Origin of the sequence: Aquimonas voraii (assembly GCF_900101825.1) — a bacterium.
Taxonomy (GTDB): Bacteria; Pseudomonadota; Gammaproteobacteria; order Xanthomonadales; family Xanthomonadaceae; genus Aquimonas; species Aquimonas voraii.
Genome location: NZ_FNAG01000003.1, coordinates 174868 through 199148, shown reverse-complemented (window position 1 = coordinate 199148; position 24281 = coordinate 174868). Strand labels below are relative to the sequence as shown.

16 protein-coding genes and 1 pseudogene are annotated in these 24281 nt (G+C 69.2%); 7 read left to right on the top strand and 10 right to left on the bottom strand.

The window, feature by feature from the left end:
* Positions 1 to 8: 8 nt before the first annotated feature.
* Positions 9 to 1658, bottom strand: a complete 1650-nt coding sequence (locus tag BLP83_RS08390) for a glycoside hydrolase family 43 protein (RefSeq protein ID WP_091241246.1) — start codon at positions 1656 to 1658, stop codon at positions 9 to 11.
* A 55-nt stretch (positions 1659 to 1713) separates the two neighbouring features.
* Positions 1714 to 3717: a sialate O-acetylesterase gene (locus BLP83_RS08385; RefSeq protein ID WP_425388992.1), complete on the bottom strand. Its 2004-nt coding sequence runs from the start codon at positions 3715 to 3717 to the stop codon at positions 1714 to 1716.
* Positions 3718 to 3941: 224 nt separating this feature from the next.
* Here BLP83_RS08385 and BLP83_RS08380 point away from each other — a divergent pair, with 224 nt between their 5' ends.
* A complete protein-coding gene (locus tag BLP83_RS08380; protein WP_245679991.1) occupies positions 3942 to 5006 on the top strand; it encodes a LacI family DNA-binding transcriptional regulator in 1065 nt (354 codons plus the stop codon).
* Positions 5007 to 5055: 49 nt separating this feature from the next.
* On the opposite strand, the gene xylA is transcribed toward BLP83_RS08380, so the two are convergent.
* The 5 genes from xylA to BLP83_RS08355 all read right to left on the bottom strand — a co-directional run bounded on the left by xylA (position 5056) and on the right by BLP83_RS08355 (position 11462).
* Positions 5056 to 6393, bottom strand: a complete 1338-nt coding sequence (gene xylA / locus BLP83_RS08375) for a xylose isomerase (RefSeq protein ID WP_091241243.1) — start codon at positions 6391 to 6393, stop codon at positions 5056 to 5058.
* Between the two features lie 40 nt (positions 6394 to 6433).
* Complete coding sequence (gene xylB, locus BLP83_RS08370) at positions 6434 to 7969, bottom strand: xylulokinase (RefSeq protein ID WP_091241241.1); 1536 nt, start codon at positions 7967 to 7969, stop codon at positions 6434 to 6436.
* 118 nt (positions 7970 to 8087) lie between these two features.
* Positions 8088 to 8957 (bottom strand): aldose 1-epimerase, encoded by an 870-nt coding sequence (locus tag BLP83_RS08365; protein ID WP_091241238.1) that lies wholly within the window; start codon positions 8955 to 8957, stop codon positions 8088 to 8090.
* Complete coding sequence (locus BLP83_RS08360) at positions 8944 to 9963, bottom strand: glycoside hydrolase family 43 protein (protein WP_091241235.1); 1020 nt, start codon at positions 9961 to 9963, stop codon at positions 8944 to 8946. Before BLP83_RS08360 ends, BLP83_RS08365 begins: the two co-directional genes overlap by 14 nt.
* Positions 9960 to 11462 carry an MFS transporter gene (locus BLP83_RS08355; RefSeq protein ID WP_091241234.1) on the bottom strand — a complete coding sequence of 501 codons (1503 nt, stop codon included), beginning with the start codon at positions 11460 to 11462 and terminating at the stop codon, positions 9960 to 9962. The genes BLP83_RS08360 and BLP83_RS08355 overlap by 4 nt, the downstream gene beginning before the upstream one ends.
* A 594-nt stretch (positions 11463 to 12056) precedes the next feature.
* On the opposite strand from BLP83_RS08355, the pseudogene BLP83_RS19010 reads away from it, so the two are divergent.
* The 4 genes and pseudogenes from BLP83_RS19010 to BLP83_RS08340 all read left to right on the top strand — a co-directional run.
* A pseudogene (locus tag BLP83_RS19010) lies at positions 12057 to 13019 on the top strand (endo-1,4-beta-xylanase); the annotation flags it as partial.
* Positions 13020 to 13025: 6 nt separating this feature from the next.
* Entirely contained in the window at positions 13026 to 15788 is a 2763-nt protein-coding gene (locus BLP83_RS08350; protein ID WP_425388991.1) for a glycosyl hydrolase 115 family protein, read from the top strand.
* A 67-nt stretch (positions 15789 to 15855) separates the two neighbouring features.
* Positions 15856 to 16875: a glycosyltransferase family 25 protein gene (locus BLP83_RS08345; RefSeq protein ID WP_176764074.1), complete on the top strand. Its 1020-nt coding sequence runs from the start codon at positions 15856 to 15858 to the stop codon at positions 16873 to 16875.
* 499 nt (positions 16876 to 17374) lie between these two features.
* Entirely contained in the window at positions 17375 to 18118 is a 744-nt protein-coding gene (locus BLP83_RS08340) for a glycosyltransferase family 25 protein (RefSeq protein ID WP_091241228.1), read from the top strand.
* 428 nt (positions 18119 to 18546) lie between these two features.
* Here the strand turns inward: BLP83_RS08340 and BLP83_RS08335 are convergent, their stop codons facing one another.
* From BLP83_RS08335 to BLP83_RS08325, 3 genes are all read right to left on the bottom strand, one after another.
* Positions 18547 to 19938: a M24 family metallopeptidase gene (locus BLP83_RS08335; RefSeq protein ID WP_091241225.1), complete on the bottom strand. Its 1392-nt coding sequence runs from the start codon at positions 19936 to 19938 to the stop codon at positions 18547 to 18549.
* Between the two features lie 179 nt (positions 19939 to 20117).
* Positions 20118 to 20468 carry a YciI family protein gene (locus BLP83_RS08330; RefSeq protein WP_091241222.1) on the bottom strand — a complete coding sequence of 117 codons (351 nt, stop codon included), beginning with the start codon at positions 20466 to 20468 and terminating at the stop codon, positions 20118 to 20120.
* 258 nt (positions 20469 to 20726) lie between these two features.
* Positions 20727 to 22832 (bottom strand): serine/threonine-protein kinase, encoded by a 2106-nt coding sequence (locus BLP83_RS08325; RefSeq protein ID WP_176764073.1) that lies wholly within the window; start codon positions 22830 to 22832, stop codon positions 20727 to 20729.
* A 234-nt stretch (positions 22833 to 23066) separates the two neighbouring features.
* Here BLP83_RS08325 and rraA point away from each other — a divergent pair, with 234 nt between their 5' ends.
* Both rraA and BLP83_RS08315 read left to right on the top strand, forming a co-directional pair.
* Positions 23067 to 23555: a ribonuclease E activity regulator RraA gene (gene rraA, locus BLP83_RS08320; RefSeq protein WP_091241218.1), complete on the top strand. Its 489-nt coding sequence runs from the start codon at positions 23067 to 23069 to the stop codon at positions 23553 to 23555.
* A gap of 30 nt (positions 23556 to 23585) precedes the next feature.
* Positions 23586 to 24194: an ECF-type sigma factor gene (locus tag BLP83_RS08315; RefSeq protein ID WP_091241215.1), complete on the top strand. Its 609-nt coding sequence runs from the start codon at positions 23586 to 23588 to the stop codon at positions 24192 to 24194.
* Positions 24195 to 24281 lie beyond the last annotated feature (87 nt).

The following is a 24281-nucleotide window of genomic DNA, read 5'->3' as shown; positions in this document are numbered from 1 at the left end:
CCTCAGCGCTAGATCAAGGTCACATGGGGGCCGAGCATCGCCCCGACGAAACCGCCGGCGACATCGGTGCTGAGGATGCGGCCGTCCTGCACGCCACCGATGGGCAACGGGCCTTCGCCCAGGTCATAGGTGAACCGGTAGTCGGCATCCTGACCCGCGACCTGCAGCAGCAGAGGCCCACCCTCAGCAAGCTCGACCTCGGCGACCGTCCGCGTTTCGCCAGCCGCCCGCTTCTGCAGTTGCAGCGTACGGCCGGCATCGGTCCGACGCAGGCTCAAGTAGTACCAGTGATCCTCGTTCTGAAACGCCACCAGGCCGGCCGAGATCGCGGTGCTTTCCGGAGTGGCGACGCGCAACTCGGCCTCGAACGCCAGATGCTGCTGGCGGCGGCCCAGAAAGGCGGGACGGCCGCTGCCTTCCAGCCGATCCGACTGGGCACTCAAGTGCAGCCAGCCTGCTTGATCCTGAAGTGATGCCCAGTCCTGACTGGGGCCGCGAAGGCTGAGCCAGGCGAGGTCCATCTGCGGACCGTCGAAGTCGTCCCGCCATTCGAAGTTGCCGGACAGCGGCGCCTGCCTTGCATCACCCTGCATCGCTTTCGGCGCCGGCAGCACGCTGGGAATGGGCCTGCCCTCAGGCAGGATGTGCGGCCAGCCCTCGCGCCACTCGACCGGCAGCAGGAAGGTCTCGCGACCGGTGTTGTAGTGCACCTCGCCATAGGTACGGCTCGACAGGAAGGTCGCCCACCAGCTGCCGTCGTCCGTCTGCACCAGATCAGCATGGCCGGCATTGGTGATCGGGTGTGGGCGCGCAGGATCGAGATCGCGCTGGGTCAGGATCGGGTTGTTCTCATAGGGGACATACGGCCCCCAGACCTCGCGGCTGCGCAGCACCACCTGCGAGTGCTGCGGGCCGGTGCCGCCCTCGGCGCAGACCAGGTAGTACCAGCCGTCCACCCGATAAATGTGCGGCCCTTCGATCCAGATCGGCTGGGTCGAGGGATCGACGCCGCCGTCGATCAGCACCCGACGCGGGCCGAAGGGCGTGTTCGTCTTCAGATCGAAGGCCTGCATCCAGATCGCGCGGTGGCCGTCGTAGCGCGGCTCGCCTTCGGGTGGACCGTTGTTGAGCACGTAGGCCTGGCCGTCAGCATCGACATAGAGCGAGGGGTCGATGCCATCGATGCCGGGCAGCCAGATCGGATCCGACCACGGCCCCGCCGGATCCTTCGCGGTCACCAGGAAATTGCCACCGTTGTCGACGGCGGTGTTGAACACGTAGAAGGTGCCCTCGTGGTGTTCGATGGTCGGCGCGAACACGCCGCGCGACACCCCGAGGCCCTTGAAATCGAGCTGGCCCTCGCGATCGATGACGCTGCCGATCTGCGTCCAGTGGACGAGATCGCGACTCTCGAACACCGGAATGCCGGGAAACCAGACGAAGGTCGAGTGCACCAGGTAGTAGCGGTCACCGACGCGGGTGATGCTGGGGTCCGGATGGAAGCCGGACAGGATCGGGTTGCGGAAGTGGCCCTCGGGCAGTGGCTGCTCGAACACCGCATCGCGGCCGACGTAGCGGAAATGGTCGAACAGCGCCGACTGCGCGGCGGCTGACTGCGCGGAAATCAGCGCCACACAGGCCGCCAGCAGCGAGCGCATGCGCGTGGGTCTGCGAAGACCGGACGAGGCGTGGTCGGACAGTGTGTGCATGAATTCATTCCTCGGCGGCGTCGGGCGTGATCGGCAGTTCGAAAGGCTGCGCAGGCAGGCCCGCGCTGTCGAACAGGGTGATGACCGGGTTGTCGGCCCAGGCATGGCGCACATGGGTGGCCTGCGCGGCGTTGTCGGCGCGCAGAGACACCTGCATGCCGTGCAGCTCGGCCTGCGCGTAGCGGCACTGCAGCGGGGCTCGGTCGGATCGCAGATCTGTCTGCGCTGACCCGGCCTGGCTGGCCGCCGTGCACAGCTCGAAGCCGATCGGGTGCTCGGCGCCATGGCTGAGCAGCGCGCCGCTGAGCTGGCCGAACTGCAGGCGCACTTGGCCCTCCTCGCGCCAGGCGCGGACCGGCTGCGGGCCGCTCGGCGCGAGTGCGGTCTCGGCGTAGACGAGATGTCGCGCCAGCCGCGCCAGCCGGCGCCCCAGCTCCTGTTTGTTCGGCGGATGAATGTCGTAACGGTCGCCAAGATCGACCGCGGCTGCGATGCCGTAGCGCGGGTCGCTGGCCGCATGGCGACGCTGCACCTCGCGCAGTTCGGCCCAGGCGCTGTCGGCAGGCGCCGTCGGCGGCGCACCGAAGCCGGCCAGCTGCACGTTGAGCCAGGGCAGCGGCGCCTTGAAGCGCTGCCGCCAGTCGGCGATCAGCGACTTCAGCAGGTCGGCATAGGCCGCGGCCTCGAAGGTGTTGGACTCGCCCTGGTACCAGACCACGCCGCGTAATCCGTAGGCGCCGAGCGGCGCGATCATGCCGTTGTAGAGCGTGGACAGTCCGGCCGCGCTCTGCCAGGGCGCACGCGGCGGCGAGCCGGCGGCGCTCGCCTTGCGCCAGCGCCAGCCGCGATCGAGCGCCACGCGCGTGCCGTCCTGGAAAACCAGGGCGTGGGCACTGGCCGGCCCGGCCAGGCCGCCGTCCCGCCAGGTGTCGAGCACATTGACGACGATGTGGTTCTCGCCAGCGCGCAGCAGACCCGGCGGCAGCGCATAGCGACGCCCTTCGCCGGGTCCGTACAGGCTGCCGACCACGCGACCGTTGACCCAGGTCACATCGGTTTCGTCGGCGGCGCCAAGCTCCAGCACGGCGCGCTGGCGGGCCTGCGCGCGCGTCAGTCGCAGGCCGCTGCGATACCACAGCATGCCGTCGTAGGCGGCGAGCTCCGGCACGCCCCAGCGTTCCCAGGCGCCGAGTTCGGCAGGCGCATCGGCCCAATCGGCGTCTTCGCGGAAGCTGCTCGACCACGGCGCATCCGTCGGCCCCCGGCTGCCGTGCCGACGCCACCACCCGGTCCAGCGTTCGCCCCAACGTGCGGCGCCTGCGGCCGGGTCCACGGCATAGCGCTGCATGGCGTCGAGTTCATCGTCGTGCTCGCCCTGCGCCGACAAGGCCTCCGTGCTGATCCAGGCCTGGATGCGCGAGCCCCCCCACGCGGCGACGATCAGGCCCATCGGGGCGTCAATCTGCTTCTGCAGCTCGCGGGCAAAGTAGTAGCAGGCGGCCGAGAACTCACCGACCGTGTCCGGATTCGTCAGCTGCCACGCGATTGGACGAGCGAACGCGGATGCAGGCCGGAGCGACGCCGCCTCGGGCAGCGTGAACATGCGGATCCGGTCGTTCTGCGCCTGCGCGATCTCGCTGTCGGCGTCCAGACTGCGGCGCACCGGCAGCACCATGTTGGATTGACCGGAGCAGAGCCAGACGTCACCGATGAGCACATCCTCGACGCGCTGCACGCGCGCGCCGGACCGCACTTCGAGCACGTGCGGCCCACCGGCCGGGAGTGCGGGCAGCTCGGCCCGCCAATCGCCCTGGGCATCGGACTCGACCTGCAGGCGATGCGCGGCCAAGCGGATCTGCAGCGACGCACCCGCCTCCGCGCGACCGTACAGCCGGATGGGCGCATCGCGCTGCAGCACGGCGTGGTTCTGGAAGATCGGCGCCAGCAGGCTCTCAGTAGAAGACTCCGCGGCTGCTGCGCTCACACAGGTACACAACAGGGCCAGCAAAACGGTCAGCCAGCGCGAGATCGCCGATTCGCTGCCATGGAATTCTTCCGCTGCGGCCAGCCCGACCGACACCGCATCGCTCGCGCCCTGTCCGCCGTCGCCGGGTCCACCCGTTCTCGCTACCATGAGGAAACGCTCCCGACGCAGCGGTTCGCCCCGCCGCAAAGAAGAAGCGAGGCCACGGCCACCCACGGCGCAGGCCACCCTACCCACAGGACATCGCCTTGCAGACCAAACGCTCGATCCGGCGCAAGAGCAGTGCCGTCACCATCGACGAGGTGGCGCGGCTGGCGGGCGTATCGCCCATGACGGTCTCGCGCGTCATCAATGGACACGGCAGCGTGCGCGACAGCACCCGCGAGCGGGTGCAGCGGGCGATCCAGCAGCTCGACTACACGCCGAACCTGGCGGCCAGCTCGCTCGCCACCGCGCAGGCGACGCGCATCGCGCTGATCTACTCCAACCCCAGCACCGCCTACCTGAGCGAGCTGCTGATCGGCGCCCTGCGCGCCGCGGCGCGCACCGCCGCGCAGCTGGTCATCGACACCTGGGCCGACCATGACGCGGCGGCCGAACAGGCCGCGGCGCGCGCGCTGGCGCGCACCGTCTCCGGCGTGATCCTGCCGCCGCCGCTGTGCGAGTCGCTGCTGGTCGAAACCGAGCTCGCCGCTGCCGGCGTGCCGGTGGTGGCGATCGGCTGGGGCGCCGAAGGCCTGGACATGCCGCGCGTGCGGATCGACGACTTCGAGGCCGCGCTGGAGATCGTCCGCCATGTGATCGGCTTCGGCCATACGCGCATCGCCTGCATCCTCGGCCATCCGAACCAGATCGCCAGCCGGCGCCGCCAGGAAGGCTTCGAGGCCGCGCTCGCGCAGGCCGGCATCGCGCCCGATCCTGCCCTGGTGCGGCAGGGCTACTTCACCTATCGCTCGGGCCTGGATGCCGCCGAATACCTGCTGTCGCTGCCGCAGCCGCCGACCGCCATCGTCGCCGCCAATGACGACATGGCCGCGGCGGTGGTCTCGGTCGCGCATCGCCGCGGCCTCGACGTGCCGCGTGATCTGTCGGTGGTCGGCTTCGACGACAGCTCGGCCGCCACCACGGTCTGGCCTGAGCTGACCACGGTGCGGCAGCCGATCGCGGCGATGGCCGATGCCGCGCTTGAGGTGCTGCTGCGCCTGCTGCGCCAGCGCGAGGGCGAGCCGCGCCGGGCCGAGGACGTGGTGCTCGCACACGAACTCATCGTGCGCGGATCGGTGGCCGCACCGCGCGCGCCGGAAGCGGGCTGATGCCGGCGCTTCGACCCCGCTGCGGCAGCCTCGCACGGCTGTCATCGACCTAGCCGAGCAGGTATTGGTTCAGCAGGTTCTCGTAGCGCTCCTGCTTGCCGCTGCGCTGCACAGGCTCACCCAGCTCAGCCGCCAGCGCCGCCAGATCGGCCAAGCCCAAGCGCCCCTCGGCAAAATCACGGCCGCGACCGCTGTCGAAGCTCGCATAGCGCTGGGCGCGCCAGCTCTCCCAGGGCGAGCGCGTGAGCAGCGCATGCGCGACTTCGAGCCCTCGCGCGAACGCATCCATGCCGCCGATGTGGGCCAGAAACAGATCCTCGGCATCGGTCGACTCGCGGCGCACCTTGGCGTCGAAGTTGAGTCCGCCCGCGCCCAGCCCACCCTGGCGCAGCACCACCATCATCGCGCCGACGGTGTCGTAGAGATCGATCGGGAACTGGTCGGTGTCCCAGCCGTTCTGCGCGTTGCCGCGATTGGCGTCGATGCTGCCGAGCAGGCCGTGATCGGAGGCCACCTGCAGGTCGTGCTCGAAGGTGTGGCCAGACAGCGTCGCGTGATTCGCTTCGATGTTGAGCTTGAAGTCGCGCTCCAGGCCATGACTCTTCAGGAAGCCGGCGACGGTGGCCGAATCGAAGTCGTACTGGTGCTTCATCGGCTCCATCGGCTTCGGCTCGATCAGGAACACGCCCTTGAAGCCGATGCTGCGGCCGTAGTCGCGAGCGGCTGCAAGGAAGCGCCCCATATGATCGAGCTCGCGCTTCATCTGGGTGTTGTGCAGGCTGGCGTAGCCCTCGCGGCCGCCCCAGAACACGTAGTTCTCGCCGCCCAGCTCGACGGTCGCATCGAGCGCGGCCTTGACCTGCACGGCGGCGCGCGCGACGACCGCGAAGTCCGGATTGGTCGCCGCGCCGTTCATGTAGCGCGGGTGGGAGAACAGATTGGCGGTGCCCCAAAGCAGCTTGACCCCGGTCGCCTGCTGGCGCTGCTTGGCCAGCTGCACCATGTGCTGGAGATTGGCCCGGTATTCACCGATGTCATCGGCATCCGGCGCCAGGTCGATGTCGTGGAAGCAGTAGTAGGGCACGCCAAGCTTGGTCACGAACTCGAAGGCCGCGCCCAGTCGCGCTTCGGCCCTGGCCACGGCGGTGTCGCCCTGGTCCCAGGGATAGCGGCGCGTGCCGGGGCCGAAGGGGTCATGACCGGCATTGCAGAAGGAGTGCCAGTAGCAGACCGCGAAGCGCAGATGCTCGGCCATGCTGCGGCCGCCGATCAGGCGCGTCGCGTCGTAGTGCTTGAAGGCCAGCGGATTGTCCGACTGCCGACCCTCGAAGGGGATGCGGCCGATGCCGGGGAAGAACTCGCGGGCGCCGATATAGGGGCTGTGCATGGCGGATGTCCTTGGGGCTTGAGGTGTAGAGCGCCGCGCTTCAGGGTCGGGCGTCGCTGGTGGGCGTGGTCGCATGCATGCGGCGCATGCAGTCGAGCCATTCGAGATAGCGGCGGTAGTGGCTGCGGTAGGCCTGGCGGGCGTCCGCCTGGGGGCGCGCCGAGCGCTGCGGATCCAGGCGCACATGCTCGTGCACGATCGCGGCCAGGGTGGTCGTGCTGTCGCCCTCGGCGCGGCGCTGCGACCACAGCGCCTGCAGCGCGGCGCCAAAGGCGGCGCCCTCGGACTGCTCGGGCACATCGACCGGGAGGTCGAACACGTCGGCGACCATCTGTCGCCAGATCGGGCTGTTGCTGCCGCCGCCGGTCAGACGGATCGAGTCGAAAGCCAGGCCCGCCGCATGCAGGGCGTCGAAGCCGTAGCGCAAAGCGAAGGTCGCGCCTTCCATCGCTGCCCGATAGGCGTTTGCGGCATCCAGATTGTTCGCGTCCATGCCGAACAGGGCAGCGCGCGCCTGCGGCAGGTCGGGCGTGCGTTCGCCGTTGAAGAAGGGCAGCAGGGTCAGGCCATTCGCGCCCGGCCGGGTGCCGGCCAGCAGGGCATCGCCATCGCGCGAGGAGAAGCCGAAGGCGCGTGCGATCGACTCGGTGGCCAGCGTGCAGTTCATCGTGCACACCAGCGGCAGCCAGCCGCCCGTGGAGGAGCAGAACGCCGCCCAGCCCGCTGCGTCGTCCACCACCGGGCGCTCGGCGCAGGTGAACAGCGTGCCCGAGCTGCCGAGACTCATGCTCAGCACGCCGGGCGCCACATTGCCGGTGCCGATCGCCGCCATCATGTTGTCGCCGCCGCCGACGCTGACCCGGACGTGCCTGGGCAGGCCCAGCTCTTCGGCGCTGGTCGGTGCCAGCGGCAAGCCGGCGTCCGGCGGCAACAAAGGCGGCAGGCAGCGCACGAGATCACGCTCCGGTGCAGTCGCCTGCAGCAGAGCTTCGGACCAGGTGCGCGTGCGCACGTCGAGCCAGCCGGTGCCGGAGGCATCGCCGAACTCCATCCAGCGCTCGCCGGTCAGCCAGAAGTTCACGTAGTCGTGCGGCAGCAGAATGGTGTCGAGCCGCGCATAGGCCTCGGGCCGATGCTTGCGCGTCCAGCTCACCTTGGACGCGGTGTAACCGGCCAGGATCGGATTGCCGGCCAGCGCCACGCAGGCGCGGGCACCGCCCACCGCCTGCATGATCTCGCCGCACTCCTGCTGGGTGCTGGTGTCGCACCACAGCTTGACCGGGGCCAGCACCTTGCCGGCTGCGTCCAGCGCCACCAGGCCGTGCTGCTGCCCGGACACGCCGATCGCCACCACCCGCCCGCGCACGGACGCCGACAGCCGCGAGAAGCAGGCGCGGATCGCGTCGATCCACCATTCGGCGCGCTGCTCGCGGCTGCCGTCCTCGCCGGCGCTCATCTGCAGGGGCTGGCCATGCAGGGCGACGATGCGCTGCGTCTGCGGCTCGAACACGAGCAGCTTGACGCTCTGGCTGCCGACATCCAGGCCGACGTAGAGCTCGCCCTTCGCTGCCGTCATCGCTGCACGCTCCTGCGCGTAGTGCTAGCGCTATCATTTCTGGTCGAACAAACAACCACCGGAACGGCATGGACGCCCCTGCCCGTGTCAGGGATGTGGGCAGGAGCCACGAGGCGCGTCATGCCTGCGACCATGACCAGCGCATCCAGGCGCGCAGGCGCCCGCCTGCGGGCAGGTGGCAGCGCTGCGGCTGCAGGTTGTAGGCGTCGGGCGGGCCCGTCTGCGGCTCCACGCAGGTCGCCTGCGGATGGCCGTCGTAGATCACCCAGTGCTCGCAGTCGGACTCGATCTGCAGACGTTGCCTATGACGCTCGATGCCGATCGGCCCGCGATGGACGAAGCAGTCGTCCCAGGGCGGCGGCGGTGCGGGCTGCAGCGGCAGGGTGGCGATGCCATCGGCATCGCGCGGGTAGTAGCGCTGCGGAACGAACTGCAGATGCTCCGGTTTGAGCAGCCACGGGTGCCAGCCGATCACGGCCGGCAGCGCGCGCTCCTCCGCCGCGAGTTCGAGTTCGAGCCGCAGGCTGTCGCCTTCGATCCGGATCCACTGCCGCGCCTGCCCGCCGAAGGGCCAGCGCACGTCGCGCGGCAGCTGCAGGCCCAGCATCAGGCTGCCTGGCAGCTGCTGCAGCAGCTGCCAGGCCATCGCGAAGCCCAGGCCGTGGATCGCATGGGCATCGAAGTTGCGCGGCAATCCGATGGCCTGGTCCTCGAAATGGAAAGCACCTCCGCGCAGGCGGCCGGCCCAGGGCAGCATCGGATAGCAGCCCCAGCCGATGGTGCTGGCATTGTTCGCGCTGTGCCCGAGCAACCATTCCTGGCCCCGCCACTGCAGGCTGGCGATGCGACCACCGGCCGCAGGCGCGATCCGTGCGCGCAGTTCGCCGTCGCCGAGGCTGAGCAGCTCCCCCGGCAGCAGCGGCGCGCGGGCGTCAGGCAGTTCGATGCCGACTGCGCTGCCCCTTCCCTCGCGTTCAAGCAGGGCCATAGGGGTGCACCGTGCGGATGCGGCCGTCGGGGAGATGCTCGAGCTCGGTGCACTTGATGCACCGCAGGTGATCCACGCCGTTCGAAAGCGACGCATCGTGGTAGTACAGCCACCAGCGACCCTCGAACTCGACGATCGAGTGATGCGTCGTCCAGCCCAGCACCGGCGTCATCAGCACGCCTTGCCATTCGAACGGGCCATAGGGCGAATCGCCGATGGCATAGCAGAGGGTGTGGGTGTTGCCGGTCGAGTAGGACAGGTAGTAGCGACCGTTCTGCCGATGCATCCACGGCCCTTCGAAATAGCGGCGCGCGTGGTCATCGGCGCGCAGCGCCCGGCCGTCGGCATCGAGGATCTGCAGCTCGCGCGGTGCTTCGGCGAACTGCAGCATGTCATCAGTCAGACGCGCGATCCGCGGCCCCAGCGCCGGCGCATCGCCCACGGGTTCGGCGTACAGCGGCGAATGCCGGTTGTCGCGATACTGCTGCAGCTGACCGCCCCAGATGCCACCGAACACCATGTAGTGCTCGCCATCGACATCGCGGAACACCGCCGGATCGATCGAATAGCTGCCTCGGATCGGCTCGGGCTTGGGAATGAAGGGCCCTTCCGGGCGATCGCTGCAGGCGACGCCAATCTGGAACACACCGTCGGCGCGCTTGGCCGGAAAGTACAGGTAGTAGCGGCCGTCGCGCTCGGCGGCGTCCGGCGCCCACATCTGCCGGTCCGCCCAGGGCACATCGCGCACATGCAGTACGCAGCCGCAGTCCACCGCCTCGCTGTCGGGCGAGTCCTGGCGGAAGACGTGGTAGTCCTCCATCGCGTACTGGTCACCGAGATCATTGGCGGGCACACCGGCCTCGATGTCGTGCGAGGGGTAGATGTAGATGCGTCCTTCGAACACGTGGGCGGACGGGTCCGCCGTGTAGACATGGCGCACCAGCGGTGCCGAGATCGCCGTGGCGATCCGTTCTGCAGGCGGTCGACCGGTCGGATTCGTGCTCATGCCGCCCCCTGCGCCAGCGACTTGCGGGCCGTGCGCTGCTCGACCAGCTCACGCTCGATCCGCGATTCCAGGGTCTTGTCGATCTTGTAGAAGTAGAGCAGGCCCACGCAGATCAGGAAGGGCGTCGACGCCAGCACGCTGACAGCAAGCCGGATGCCGTCGACAGTCTGCTCGGACTGCACGGCGGCCCCCGCCTCGTAGCCGTAGGTGGCAAGAATTGCCGCGACCAGGGCGCCGCCAACGCTCAGGCCCACCTTCAGGCCGCACAGCATCGCCGAGAAGATGATGCCGGTGGCGCGACGACCGTTGCGCCATTCCGAGTAGTCGGCAACGTCGGCGATCATGGCCCAGAGCAGCGGGATGGTGATGCCGTAGAAGAAGCCGTGCAGGATGTGCGAGGCGAAGACCAGGGCGATCGCGTCGGGGGGAAACGCCACGAACACGAGCAGGAAAAGGGTCGACACGAACAGCGCCGCGCCGAACACGTTGCGCTTGCCGTAGCGGTCGGCCAGCGGGCGCGAGAAGCCGATACCGATGATCATGCAGAGGATGCCGCCGGCATTGAACAGACTGAAGGCCGAGGTCGCCGGGTCTTCGGGCCACTGGAAGCCGACCAGGCCCACGCCGATCAGCAGGCTGTTCAGGCCCGCAATCACCGCATTGAAGCCGATCGCCTCCAGGAAGCGCGCCTGCGCTGTGACATCCAGGTAGTACTGGAAGTAGTAGACGTAGGTGCCGCCCTTCAGCGCCAGCGTGATGAACACCAGTACTGTCAGCAGCAGCATGATCATCCAGGGCTGGTTGCGCAGCAGGTCGCCGAGGTCTTCGCGCACGCTGGAGGCCTGCTCCGGTGGCGGCAGCACGCGCTCGCGAGTCAGCAGAAAGGTGAGCAGGAAAAACACGGTGCCGACCACGGCAAAGATCGCCATGACCTTCTGGAAGCCTTCCACCCGGTCGCCATCTCCCAGTATCAGCACCAGCGGCAGCAGCAGCACCTGGATCACGAACTGGGCAATCATCACCGCCACGAATCGGTAGGACGACAGGCTGTTGCGATCGCTCATGCTGCCGGTGAGCACACCCGACAGAGCGGAGTAGGGCAGATTGTTCGCGGCGTAGACCAGCACCAGCAGGGTGTAGGTGCTGAGCGCATAGATGACCTTGCCGGTCTCATCGAAATCAGGCGTGCTGAAGGCGAGCAGGGACAGCACGCCGAAGGGCAGTGCGGTCCACAGGATCCAGGGCCGGAACTTGCCCCAACGCGAGCGCGTGCGATCGGCGAGCAGCCCGACCATCGGAGTGAACACGAACGCGCCCAGCAGCCCGACGAAGAAGATGATGCTGGCCGCCGTCGAAGCGGGTATGCGGTAGACGTCGGTGTAGAAGAAGGCGAGGAAGGTCACCAGGGTCTGGAAGATCAGATTGGCCGCCAAGTCGCCCAGGCTGTACCCCAGCTTCTCGCGGACGCTGAGCGGTTCGGTCGCCGGGTGGGTCTGCATGTGGATCCGTTCTCCCCTTGCGTGCGCCAGCTGTGGCGATGGGCCGGAGCGGGTCGACGCTATGCGTGAGGTCCAAGGGCCTCCACAGCGCGGAACCCCACCAACGCGCCCCACCGACACGCTGGCCGCAGCCTGCCCGGCACGAGGCACGCCGATCATCGCCGAGCCGGGAAAAAAACCGCGAGTGAGGCCTGCACGAACCTGCTGTGCAAGCCCACTCACGGACGGGGAGCGGAGGGGCGCTCACTAAAGTCACAACTCAACGGTAGCGCTCCCATTCATGCAGCGCACGCTGCGCAGCAACATGGAAAATGGCCGCTCCTGTGTTAATGGTAGCGCTAGCATTTCGCGGGCATGCCAGCGGCGGAATGGGGTCGGCGAGCACGCGTCTACGGGTGCCCTCTGAATCTGCCAGTCGCAGACAGCGAGCGCCGCGGAGCGATGAGGTCAGCTCGCCGTCGCGGGCGTCGACCGCGCGCTCTGCCCCGTTCGCCCAACGGGACCGCCCTGACACGGGAGCCACTGATGAGCTTGCACACAAGCACTGACGCCCGCCTGCTGGCCCGCGTGTTCCTGGCCCTGTGGCTGTTGGCGCTGGCGCCGGGGATCGCTGACGCGCAGCCGCTGGCGGAGGATCAGGCGAAGTTTCTGGGCGCCGCGTTCAGCGCACCCCAACGCGAGGGCTTCGCTCAGTACTGGAACAAGCTCAGCCCCGAGAATGCCGGCAAGTGGGGTGAAGTCGAGGCCGTACGCGACGTGATGGACTGGACGGCGCTGGACGAGGCCTACCGGTACGCGCGCGAGCACGGCATGCCGTTCCAGTTCCATGTACTGGTCTGGGGCAACCAGCAGCCGGAATGGATCCGTCATCTGCCGATCGACGAACAGCGCGCCGAGATCGAGCAGTGGTTCGCAGCAGTCGCCGAGCGCTACCCCGATATCGAGATCGTCGAGGTGGTGAACGAGCCCCTGCACGACCCGCCCTGCAGCGATGACGTCGACGGCGGCAACTACTGCGAAGCCCTCGGCGGCGCCGGCAAGACCGGCTGGGATTGGATCATCGAGAGCTTCAGGCTCGCGCGCCAGCACTTCCCGCATGCGCAGCTGCTGCTGAATGACTACAGCATCACCAACAGCCCCGACAACAGCAGACGCTATCGGGAGATCGTCGATCTGCTGCAGACGCGCGGACTGATCGACGCGGTCGGCGTGCAGGGCCATGCCTTCTCGACCAGCTGCGAGACACCGGTCGAGGTGCATCGCGCTGCGCTTGATCTGCTCGGCGCGAGCGGCCTGCCCCTGTATGTGACTGAGCTCGACATCGACGGCTACACCGATGCCGATCAGCTCGCGCACTACCAGCGGATCTTCCCGCTGTTCTGGGAACATCCATCCGTGGCCGGCATCACCCTCTGGGGCTTCCGGCCCGGTCTGTGGCGACAGGAACAGCGGGCCTATCTGATCGACGAAGAAAACCGTGAGCGCCCTGCCCTGCGCTGGCTGCGCGACTACGTGGCCGGCGCGGCAACGCCTGCCGCTCCTCCCTGCCCCGCACCCGCCAGCGTGCTCGATCGCCCCATCACCGGCGCACTGGCGCTGATCGAAAGCGGCCGCCCCTTGCCGCTGCTGATCGACCCCGAGGATGCAGAAGCCGTGCAGCGCGCGGGGGCGGCAGTGCGCAAGGATCTGCAGTCGCTGGCGGGCTCGGAGCCCGCCGCTGACGCGGCGCACGCGATCATCGCCGGCACGCTTGGTCTGAGCCCGCGCATCGATCGTCTGGCAGCCGCTGGCAAGCTGGAGGTGAACGATCTGCTCGGGCGCTGGGAAGCCTACTCGCTGCAGGTCGTCTACCAGCCCGAGGACGGCATCGAGCGGGCGCTGGTCATCGTCGGCGCGGATCGCCGCGGCACCGTGTTCGGACTCTACGAGTTGGTGCGCAGGCTGGGCGTATCGCCCTGGACCTTCTGGGCCGACGTGCCGATTCCGCGACGTGCGCAGGCCTGGGTGAGCCCCGGTCGCCTGCTCGATGCGCCGGCCGTGCGCTATCGCGGCATCTTCATCAACGACGAAGAGCCCGCGCTCGGCGCGTGGACGCGCGCCACCTTCGGCGGCAGCAACCACCGCTTCTACGAACGCGTGTTCGAGCTGATCCTGCGCCTCAAGGGCAACTACCTGTGGCCGGCGATGTGGGGACGCGCCTTCTACGATGACGACCCCGAGAACGCCGCGCTCGCGGATGCGATGGGCATGGTGATCGGCACCTCGCACCATGAGCCAATGATGCGGGCGCATGTCGAATGGACGCGCTACGGTGAAGGCCCTTGGGACTACGCCCGCAACGGCGAGCGCCTGCGCGCGTTCTGGCGCGAGGGCGTCGAGCGCCTGCAGGGACGCGAGGCGGTGCTGACGCTCGGCATGCGCGGCGATGGCGACGAAGCGATGAGCGATCACACCGCTACGGACTTGCTGCAACGCATCGTCGCCGACCAGCGGACGATCATTGCCGACGTCACTGGCCACGCGCCCGAGCGCACGCCGCAGGTGTGGGCCCTCTACAAGGAGGTCCAGGACTATTACGACGCCGGCATGCGGGTTCCTGACGACGTCACCCTGCTGTTCGCCGATGACAACTGGGGCAACCTCCGCCGCCTGCCGACGCCGGGCGCGACCCGCACCGGTGGCTACGGCGTCTACTACCACTTCGACTACGTCGGCGACCCGCGCAACTACAAGTGGCTCAACACCAATCAGATCGAGCGCAGCTGGGAGCAGATGCGCCTGGCCTGGACGCACGGCGTCGACCGGCTCTGGATCGTCAACGTCGGCGACATCAAACCGATGGAACTGCCGATCAGCGTCTTCCTGGACCAGGCCTGGGCGCCGGATCGCATGGATCTGCAGGCGCTGCGGCGCTATCCGGCGCGCTGGGCGGCAGAGCAGTTCGGGCCGGAGCATGCGGAGGAGATCGGCGAGATCCTGAGCCGCTACGGACAGTACAGCGCCCGCCGCAAGCCCGAGCTGCTCGATGCCGACACCTATCGCCTGCTGCACTTCAACGAGTCCGAACGGGTGCTTGCCGAATGGGCCGATCTGGTCGCGCAGACGCAGCGCATCGCTTCCACGCTTGCGCCCTCGCAGCGTGCCTCTTGGTATCAGCTGGTCGAGTATCCGGTGCTGGCGCTCGACAACCTGCATCGGCTGTATGCGGCGGTTGCACGCAACCGGCTGTACGCCACCCAGGGCCGTGCTTCTGCCAACGCATGGGCCGAAGAGGCTCGCCGTCTGTTCGCCCGCGACGGAGAGCTTGCACGGGTCTATGAGCAGGACATCGCCGAGGGCAAGTGGACCGGGATGATGTCGCAGGCGCGCATCGGCTACACCCACTGGCAGCAGCCCGAACGCAACGTGCTGCCGGCGCTGGCGACGGTCGATGTACGCGAGTCGGGAACCCTGGGCGTGCAGGTCGAAGGCGATCCGCGCGGATGGCCGCAGCCGGCGCGCCGCGCCGTGCTGCCGGCGCTCGATCCCTACACCGCGCGCAGCCGGCGCGTCGAAGCTTTCAACCGCGGCGCGCAGGCGCTGCACTACACCACCGCAACTTCGCAGCCCTGGCTGCGCATCCATCCCGAAGCGGGCGCGATCGAGGATGTGGTGGCCCTGAGCGTCGAGGTCGACTTCGCCCACCTGCCGCCCGGCGAGCACCGCGGCCAAGTGGTCGTGCACGGCGACGAACTGACCGAGGTGACGATCGAGGTTCCGGTGCAGGTGCCAAGCGTTGACGGTGAAGCGCGGGGCTTCATCGAAGGCGATGGCCATATCGTCATCGAAGCGGCCCACTTCGACCGCGCGACGGCAGCTGCGGGAATCGCCTGGGAGGTCATCCCGAATCTCGGCCGCACCCACGCCGGCGTCACCCCGCTGCCACCCACCACCGCTGCCCTACAGCCCGGCGGCGACAGCGCGCGACTGGAGTACGCAGTGCATCTGCACACCGACGGCGAGGTCGAGGTTCGGGTGCATCTGTCGCCCACGCTCGACCAGCAGGGCAACGGCGGCCTGCGCTATGCGGTGTCGATCGGCGACGAGCCGCCGCAGATCGTGCGCCTGCAGCTCGAACCCAGCCCCGGCCATCCGCACTACCTGGCCTGGGAGCGGGCCGTCGCCGACAACATCTACATCGGTCGCAGCCGCCATCGGGTCAGCGCAGGGCCGCAGCTGCTGAAACTCTGGCGAGTCGATTCCGGCCTGGTGTTCCAGCGCATCGAGCTGTGGCGCGGCGAGCCGCCTGCGAGCTACCTCGGCCCGGTCGAGAGCCCGCGTCGATGAAGGGTGCTGCGATCCGGGCTGGGCTGGCGTGCCCTGTTGCGGGGAGAGCTGTCATGAATCTAAGGGTTTGGACCAGCCTGCCCTCACCATTTCGCCCTCGCCGATCCTGTTCATCAGCCTCGACCGCGATGCCGAACGGTGCGCGCGCCTGCATGCGGAGTTCGCACGTCACGGGCTGCAGGGCGAACGCCTGCCCGGCGTGCTGTGGACCGCGCTGCCTCAGGCCGAGCAGGACGCCCTGTACAGCCCGGCGCTGAACGCCCGCGGCTTCCACAAGCCGCTGGTGAATGGCGAGAAGGGCTGCTACGCCAGCCATCTGAAGGCCTGGCGCTGGCTGCTGGATTCGCCGCATCAAGCGGCCGTGGTTCTGGAGGACGATGTGCGCCTGCGACCGGCCTTCGCCCGAGTCCTTGAGGCGCTGGCGGCGAGCCGCGAGTCCTGGGACATGGTCAAGCTGATCGGCCGCGCCGAGATCGGCAAGCGCGAGAAGGCGCGGACGCAGACTCCGCTTTGCGCGGGCCACGTGCTGCTGCGCTACCGGCGGGTGCCGAGCCTCAACGCCGGCTACGTGATCAGCCGCCGCGGCGCGGAGAAGCTGCTGGCGACGCGCCAGCCCTTCGGCCGCCCGGTCGATGTCGATCTGCGCTACTGGTGGGAATCAGAGGGTCTCATCATGCGCGGCGTGTCACCGGCGGTGATCGAGCTGGACGAGACCAGCCAGGCGAGCAGCATCGGCGCCAAGGTCGCTGAGCGCAGCCTCGCCCCAAGCGGCGCCGGGCCCGCCGCGGATCGCCCCGGCCTCGCCGCGCGGACTGTGGACACCCCCCGGGCTCAGCCCGGAGGCTGCCGCCCCATCGGACGGAGCTCGCTGTCCACGAAGGTCGCGTTCGGCGGCACGCTCGCTGGCGCTTGCACGCGACCGAGGAAGAGATCGCTGGCGACGAAGGCGAGCACGGCGACAGCAACGCCGCCCAGCCAGGCCCAGGGCGAAAGCCACAGACGGAACAGGCAGAGACTGCCTGCGACCATGAAGCCCAAGGCCAGCTTGGGGGCTCCACGACCCGAGGCGAGGTACAGGTCGTCATAGCTCGGGCTCGGTACGACCCAGAGGGTCAGCGCCTGTCCTTGCGCGAACCTCGCATACGCGTCCTCCCACTCCGAGAGCAGGCCACGCTGTGGCGCGCCCAGTGCATCGCGATACTCCACCGCCAAGTGGGTTGCATGGTCTTCTCGCGGGGCGCCGCCAAGGTGCGCCGTCACCCTGGGTCTGAGCACGGTGCCCAGCACGGTTGCCGCCGTCCGATAGCCCGTGCGGCGGATGCGCCGGTGCAGGCCCAGCGTCGCCCCCGCCAACGCCCACAGCAGCAGGCCCAACCCCGCGAACAGGAGGGGCGCGCTACCCAGAAAGGTGTCGCCATACCAGGCCAACGCCCGGGTGATACCAAGCTCAGTGTCCATGCCGACAGCATACCGGCGCGCCCGTCCAGGCAAGGCCAGGCGCGCCCACCGCCACTCGGGCGCGCAAGACTCTGCAGACGGCGGGTTCGCATGCGAACATGCCGGCCCCGTTGTACCCCCGTGCGCCCATGTCGCCCTGGCCGATCCTGTTCATCAACCTCGACCGTGACGCCGAGCGCTGCGCGCGCATGCAGGCGGAGTTCGCGCGTCACGGGCTGCAGGGCGAACGCCTGCCCGGCGTGCTGTGGACCGCGCTGCCTCAGGCCGAGCAGGACGCCCTGTACAGCCCGGCGCTGAACGCCCGCGGGTTCCACAAGCCGCTGGTGAATGGCGAGAAGGGCTGCTACGCCAGCCATCTGAAGGCCTGGCGCTGGCTGCTGGATTCGCCGCATCAAGCGGCCGTGGTTCTGGAGGACGATGTGCGCCTGCGACCGGCCTTCGCCCGAGTCCTTGAGGCGCTGGCGGCGAGCCGCGAGTCCTGGGACATGGTCAAGCTGATCGGCCGCGCCGAGATCGGCAAGCGCGAGAAGGCGCGCGCACAGACCCCTTTGTGCGCGGGACATAACCTGCTGCGCTATGGGCGCGTGCCCAGCCTCACCGCCGGCTACGTGATCAGCCGACGCGGCGCGGAGAAGCTGCTGGCGACGCGCCAGCCCTTTGGTCGCCCGGTCGATGTGGACCTGCGCTACTGGTGGGAGTCGCAGGGCCTGCTGATGCGCGGCGTGTCGCCGGCGGTGATCGAGCTGGACGAGACCAGCCAGGACAGCAGCATCGGCGCCAAGGTCGACGAGCGCAGCCTCGGCACCAAGCTGCGCAAGGCCTGGCTGCGCGTGCACTACAGCCTCGCGAACGCGCTGGCGCGGGAACGCTGAGGCGGACAGTCGAGCTTGCGCGGGATTAGGGATTCCGGGGGCGAGGTGCGGGAATGCTTCGCGAAGCCGGGCGACCCTCAAGCCCATCGCATAGGGTGGGCCCTGGCCCACCGTGGCCTCCGCACTCGCCGGCCTCCTTGTGCATCGATGGTTGATCCCGGGTTGCCGAGGGCCCACCCATCACGCGCGCAACCGAACTCGAGCACGCACCAAGCGGCGCGGTCCGCGATCAACCTTGGACCGAGATGCGTGTGGAGCTCACGGTGGGCCAGGGCCCACCCTATGGGCATCGCGAGGGGCTCCAGGCCCCGCAAGGTTCCCGCGAATCCCGGCCCTCGCAGCCAGCGCTCGGGCGCCCCTCGGCGCGCGGGCCGGTGGTCCGCAAGCGCGCTTCCTCGGTCCTCAACCCTCGCTCCCGATTCCCGGCCTCAGCGCACCACATGCCACTGGGTCTGCCGACCGGCGAGGTAGATCACCCGCTCGCCATCGAACAGCGCGCCCTGCTCCAGCTTGATCTGCACCCACTGCCCCTCCCACTCGGGCACGGGCGCCTTGATGTTGCCCTCGATGGCATACACGGTGGACGGATGCAGCGGCCAGTCGCCCTGCACCGGCGTGTCGCCCTGGTTGTCCCACATGCCGATGGTCGGTCCCGGCGCGTGGCCGAACATGCCCAAGGCGTGGGTGTAGGTGCTGCTGACGATGCCCGCCTTCTCGGCCGCGGCGCGCGTGCGTGCCAGCACTTCGTTGCCGCTGCGGCCCGTGCGGTATTCGGCGGTGAGCAGGTCTTGCCAGCGGTTGCCGATGCGCAGGGCCTGCTGCAGTCCCGCGGGCACCTCGGCTTCACCCGCACGCGCGACGTAGGCCATCTCCTGCGTATCGGTGCAGAGCTTCAGGTAGCAGATGCCGACATCGGTGTGCAGCACATCGCCCGGCTGGACCACTCCGCTGATGCCGCAGAACGGGTTGTCCTGCTCGCAGGCCACGCCCGGGCGCTGCAGATTGACATAGGGCATGAACCAGATCGGCAGGCCCAGCGACTCGAAGCGCTCGCGGATGTACCAGGCGATGTCGTCGGTCGTGGTCACGCCGGGCGTGATCACCCGGCTGCTGAAAGCTTCGCTGATCACCCCGCGGGCGATGCCCATGATGTGCGGATACACCGCCAGCTCGGACGCGCTGCGGGTTTCCAGCCAGCGGATCACCAGGCCCTCGGCCGGCACCAGGCGCTGCCGAAGCTCCGGCGACAAGACCTCCAGCAGCTGCGCGTGCAGGCCCTGCGTCAGGCCATCCGCCACCGGCCACTCGCGCGAGACGTTGATGCCGATGCGCTTGGGCTCGCGCTCGGCGATCAGCGCCCCCAGTGCCTTCCACTGTTCGGCGAGGTCACCACCCGCCCAGGCGGACTCATACGGCGCGCCCAGCGGATAGCGGTTGACGCTGAGATTGTCGACGCTGCCGTCCGGCGTGCGGTGGAACACCAGCATGGTGGTGCGTCGGGCCGCGAAGCTCGGCTGCGGCACCAGCGAGAAGTAGACCGGGTCTTCGGCGTACTCGCGGTTGATGACCAGCCACATGTCCAGATCGGCCTCGGCCATCAGCTGCGGCAGCAGCTGCTCCAGGCGCTCGCTCAGCATCCGGTTCTCGGGCTCGATCCGCGCCCGCGGCGCCAGCACGCCGTAGTCGGCGGCGCCGCCGATGGCACGGCCCTGGGCGGGTTCAGCGTCGCGCGCGCTGGCGCCGCTGACGACCGCAAGTGCGGCAGAGAGCGCGGTGCCCAGCAGCAGGCGGGACGTCACACGGGCGCGGGCGGTCGACATGCGGGAACCTCGGCAGGCAGGGAAAGCCTCAAGCCTGCCACAGCCTGAGCGGCTGCCCGACCTGCCAAAGCGCATGGTCGGGCAGCGAGAGCCGCGCGGGTCCGGTCGTGGGCGCAGCGCCACCGGTTGACCGGGCGGCGCGACCGCGGGCTGAGGGTGCGGGTCTTCCGCGAGAGCGGTCAGCTCATCCCGAGCTCGCGCACTTCCACCCCACCCCCCTGCATGCAGGGCATCCTGGCCGCCCAGGCGAGCGCTTCATCGAGGCTGTCGACTTCGATCAAGTAGTAGCCGCCCAGGGTCTCGCGGGCCTCGGCGAAGGGCCCATCAATCGGTTCGCCGGCCTTGCCGCCGGCGAAGCGGACGGTGCGCGCGGTCGCGACCGGCTTCAGTTCGGCGCCGCCGCGGATCACGCCGGCGGCCTCCATCGCCTTGCCATAGGCCTCGTGCGCGGCATAGCAGGCCTGCCAGTCGGCCTCGGTCCAGTTCGCGCAGTCGGCTTCGTCGCCATAGATCAGCAGGATGTAGTTCATCTCGGCACTCCTTGGAGGACCTGCGGGCTGCAGGCCGGGATGGTCGCTGCCGCGCGGCGGGTTTCGACATTTTGCGTGGCGGCCCCTGCGGTCATCTCGCAGACGCCGCGCGCCGGTCCGCCCGGAAGACCGAACCCCGCGCCACGGGCGCGGGGTTGTTCAAGACCAAGACCGGGAAGCTTCGACAGGATTCGAGGCGGATGAGGGCTCAGGCTCTACGAATCCCGAATCCCGAATCCCCAATCCCGGCTCTCAACATCAACTCCGCCGCCGCGGCCGGTAGTCCGACAGCGCATCCACCAGGCTGTCCAGACGCGGCTCGATCGACTCCAGCGCCTTGATCTCGGCGTTCAAGGTGGTGAAGTCGACGCGCTCGCGCCAGCCGGCGCCCAAGGGGCGCTGGTCACCGACCACGAAAGCGCGCACGCCCAGCTGCACGGAGTAGAGCGTCGAGCTCTGGCCGTAGTACTGCAGCTCCTGCGAGCCGATCGGCTCGGCGCGGACCACCACCACGGCCGCCGCCTGGCGGCGGATCTGGCGGAACACCTGCGGCAAGGGCGTGCTGCCGTCGACGTCGAGCAGATCGCTGTCGACGACGTCGAAGCCCAGGCGGATCAGCTGCTCCTCGATGCGCTGGCGGGCCGGGCCGGTGATCGCCGAATCGCCCAGCGCGACCACCGCGATGCGCGGCGGCGGCGGCACCTGGCTGCGCGGCGGCTCGGCGCTGGCCACCTGGGCGGCAGCGGCCTTGCGCGGCGCGCCCGCTTCGGTGCTGTTCGGCGCGGCCGCCGTCGTCGCCTCATCCGCAGCCGCCAGCTTGGCGCCGACCACCGCGGCACTGGCGGCCGCAGTCGGTGCGGCGCTCTCCAGGGTATTGGCGGGGGCCGAAGGCTCGGCCTGGGTGTTCGCCTGCGCCGCCTCGACCGGCGGCGTCTGCACGGCCACCGCGCTGCCCACGGTATTGCCGCGCGCGGCGGCATCGGCGGCGATCAGAGCGGCGCTGCTGTCCGGCGACGCAGCACTGTGGGCTGCGGCATCAACGCTGGCCGTCTCCTTGGTCAGTGTCGTGGCCTCAGGTGCCGGCGTCGCCGCCGTGCTGCTGCCGACCGGATTGCTGGCGCGGCCAGCGGCCACGCCATCCGAATAGCTGCTGCCGACGAAACCGTCGTAGAAGCCGCTGACGAGGTTCAGCAGCGGCGCACGGAAGGCGAATACGCTGCCCGCGACCAGCAGCGCAAGACCCGCGGCGATGCCGATGGCCAGCTTGCCGCCACCGCCGCGCTTCTGCGCTTCCAGCACGGACGGCCGCGCTGGCGCGCGAGCGCGGGTGGCGCCATCCGTGACGGGTGCGGGTGCGGGTGCGGAAGCCGGCACCGGCGGCGGCGCCGAAGCAGGCGCGGGCGTGGCCACGCCGACGCCTGCCGCGCTCACCACCGGCGGCGGCGTGGGCGCCCGCTTGGGTTGCGAGGCCGGGGTGGGCGCGCCGACCACGGTGGCATCGGAGGCTGCCGGCTTCGCGGCCGGCAGCTTGAGCGCGCCGGTCTGCGCGACCAGCGGATGCGCCTGCAGCGCGGCGGCAAGGTCGTGGCAGTTCTGGAAGCGCTCGGCAGGGTCCTTGGCCAGCATCTTGCCGAGGATCGCCGCGGCCTGCGGATCGACCGCCTCGTTCAGCTGGCGCACGTCCGGAATCTCGGCCTTGACCACCTCCAGCATCAGGCCCAGCGGGCTCTCGTCGGAGAACGGCGTCTTCCCGCTCAGCATCTCGAACAGCACGATGCCCAGCGAGAACACGTCGGAGCGCTGGTCGACCGGCTTGCCCAGGCAGACCTCGGGTGAGAGATAGCCCGGCGTGCCGACGAACTCGCCGGTGCTGGTGAGCTTCTTGGAGAGATCCTGTGTAGCAAGGGCGATGCCGAAGTCGGCGATCTTGACCTGGCCGCGCGAGGACAGCATCAGGTTGCCGGGCTTGATGTCACGGTGGATCACCCCGGCGTCGTGCGCGGTGGCGAGGCCCTGCGCGGTCTGGTGCAGGATCTTCAGCGCCACCTCCGGCTGCAGGCGACCCTCGCGCTTCAGGAGACCTGACAGCGACTCGCCCTCGACGAACTCCATCACGAAGAAAGGCTGGCCGTTCTCCTGGCCGATGAAGTAGATCTGGATGATGTGCGGATCGTTCAGCGCCGCCATCGAGCGCGCTTCGCGCAGGAAGCGCTCGACCAGCTGCGGGTCGTGCGCCAGCGAAGGCGAAAGCTCCTTGATCGCGACGAAACGATTCAGCGCCGGCTCGAAGCCCTTGTAGACGACGCCCATGCCGCCGCGGCCCAGCTCCGCGACGATCTCGTAGTGGCCGAGGTGGGTCTTCATGGTCGCCTCCTGGGGCGACGGAGTGGTGACGGTCATGCTAGCACCGGCCTTTCGCGCTGGCCCCGCGGGATGCGGGCCTTGTGCCGGGTAGTACGCAGTGCGGCGATGCCACGCGACATTGCGGTCTGCGGCGTTGGCGGGCGTTCATTCCGCCGGCCGCACCGGCCCGACGCTTGGCCGGAGCGAAGCGCCCAGCGCCTACAATGCCGGCCTGTCCACGCCCCGGAGAATTCCATGGAAGCCAAGACCACCGACCTCTGCGACACCTACGGCGACGCCCTGCGGGTGGTCGAGGAGCCGCTTTCCGACTTCGGCGGCATCATCGCCTTCGGCGGCCCTGTACATACGATCCGCGCCTATGAAGACAACAGTCTGGTGCGTGCGGCGCTGTCCGAGCCGGGCCAGGGCCGCGTGCTGGTGGTCGACGGCGGCGGCTCGCTGAAGCGCGCCATGCTTGGCGACGAACTCGCCGCACTCGCGGTCAAGAACGACTGGGAAGGCATCGTCATCTTCGGCTGCGTGCGTGATTCCGCCGCGCTGGCCGAGCTGGAGATCGGCATCAAGGCGCTGGGCACCTGCCCGCGCAAGACCGACAAGAGCGGCCAGGGCCTGCGCGATGTGCCGGTGCGCATCGGCGGCGTCGACATCCGCCCCGGCGACTACCTGTACGCCGACGAGGACGGCATCGTGGTTTCGGCGAAGAGGCTGCAGGAAGCGGGCTGATGCCCGGGCGCCCCCGGGCCTGCTGCCAGCGTGCCCAGCGACCACGCTAGACTCGAGGCTCCATGCCGCACAGCCCGGGGGCATCGCGTCGTGTCGCAGCCAGACCCATCGAACTCCCCACCTGACGGGCGTCCGGCGGAGGCTCCGGACGCGCTGTTCGCGGCTGTGTACGAGCGACTCAAGGCCATGGCAGGCAAGCGCCTCGCTGGCGAGGCCTCGGCCACGCTCCAGACCACCGCGGTGGTCCATGAGCTGTACCTGCGGATGCATGCCGCAGGCGAGCTGCGCTTCAGCCACCGTGCCCAGTTCTTCGCGTATGCGGCGCGGGCGCTACGCCATCTGCTCAAGGATCGCGCCCGCGATCGCCTGCGCCTCAAGGCGGGGCATGGCTGGGTCGCCGTCACCCTTGAGTCGGACGATCTGCCCTTGGCCCTGGCCAGCGCCGAGGAGACCCTGGCCCTCGATGCCGCGCTGAGCGAACTGGCCGCGCTGGACGCACGCGCCGCCCAGGTCGTCGAGCTGCGTTACTTCGCAGGACTGTCCCTCGAAGACGTGGCCGAAAGCCTCGGCCTGGCCCGCCGCACCGTCGATCGCGACTGGCGCTTCGCCCGTGCCTTCCTGCATGAGCGGCTGGACTAGTCCGATGGCAGGCCTGCGCGGCTTCGACCCCGGACGCCCGGTGGCGGCCGCCGCTGCACGGGTCGGCCTTCCCGCGCAACCTCATGA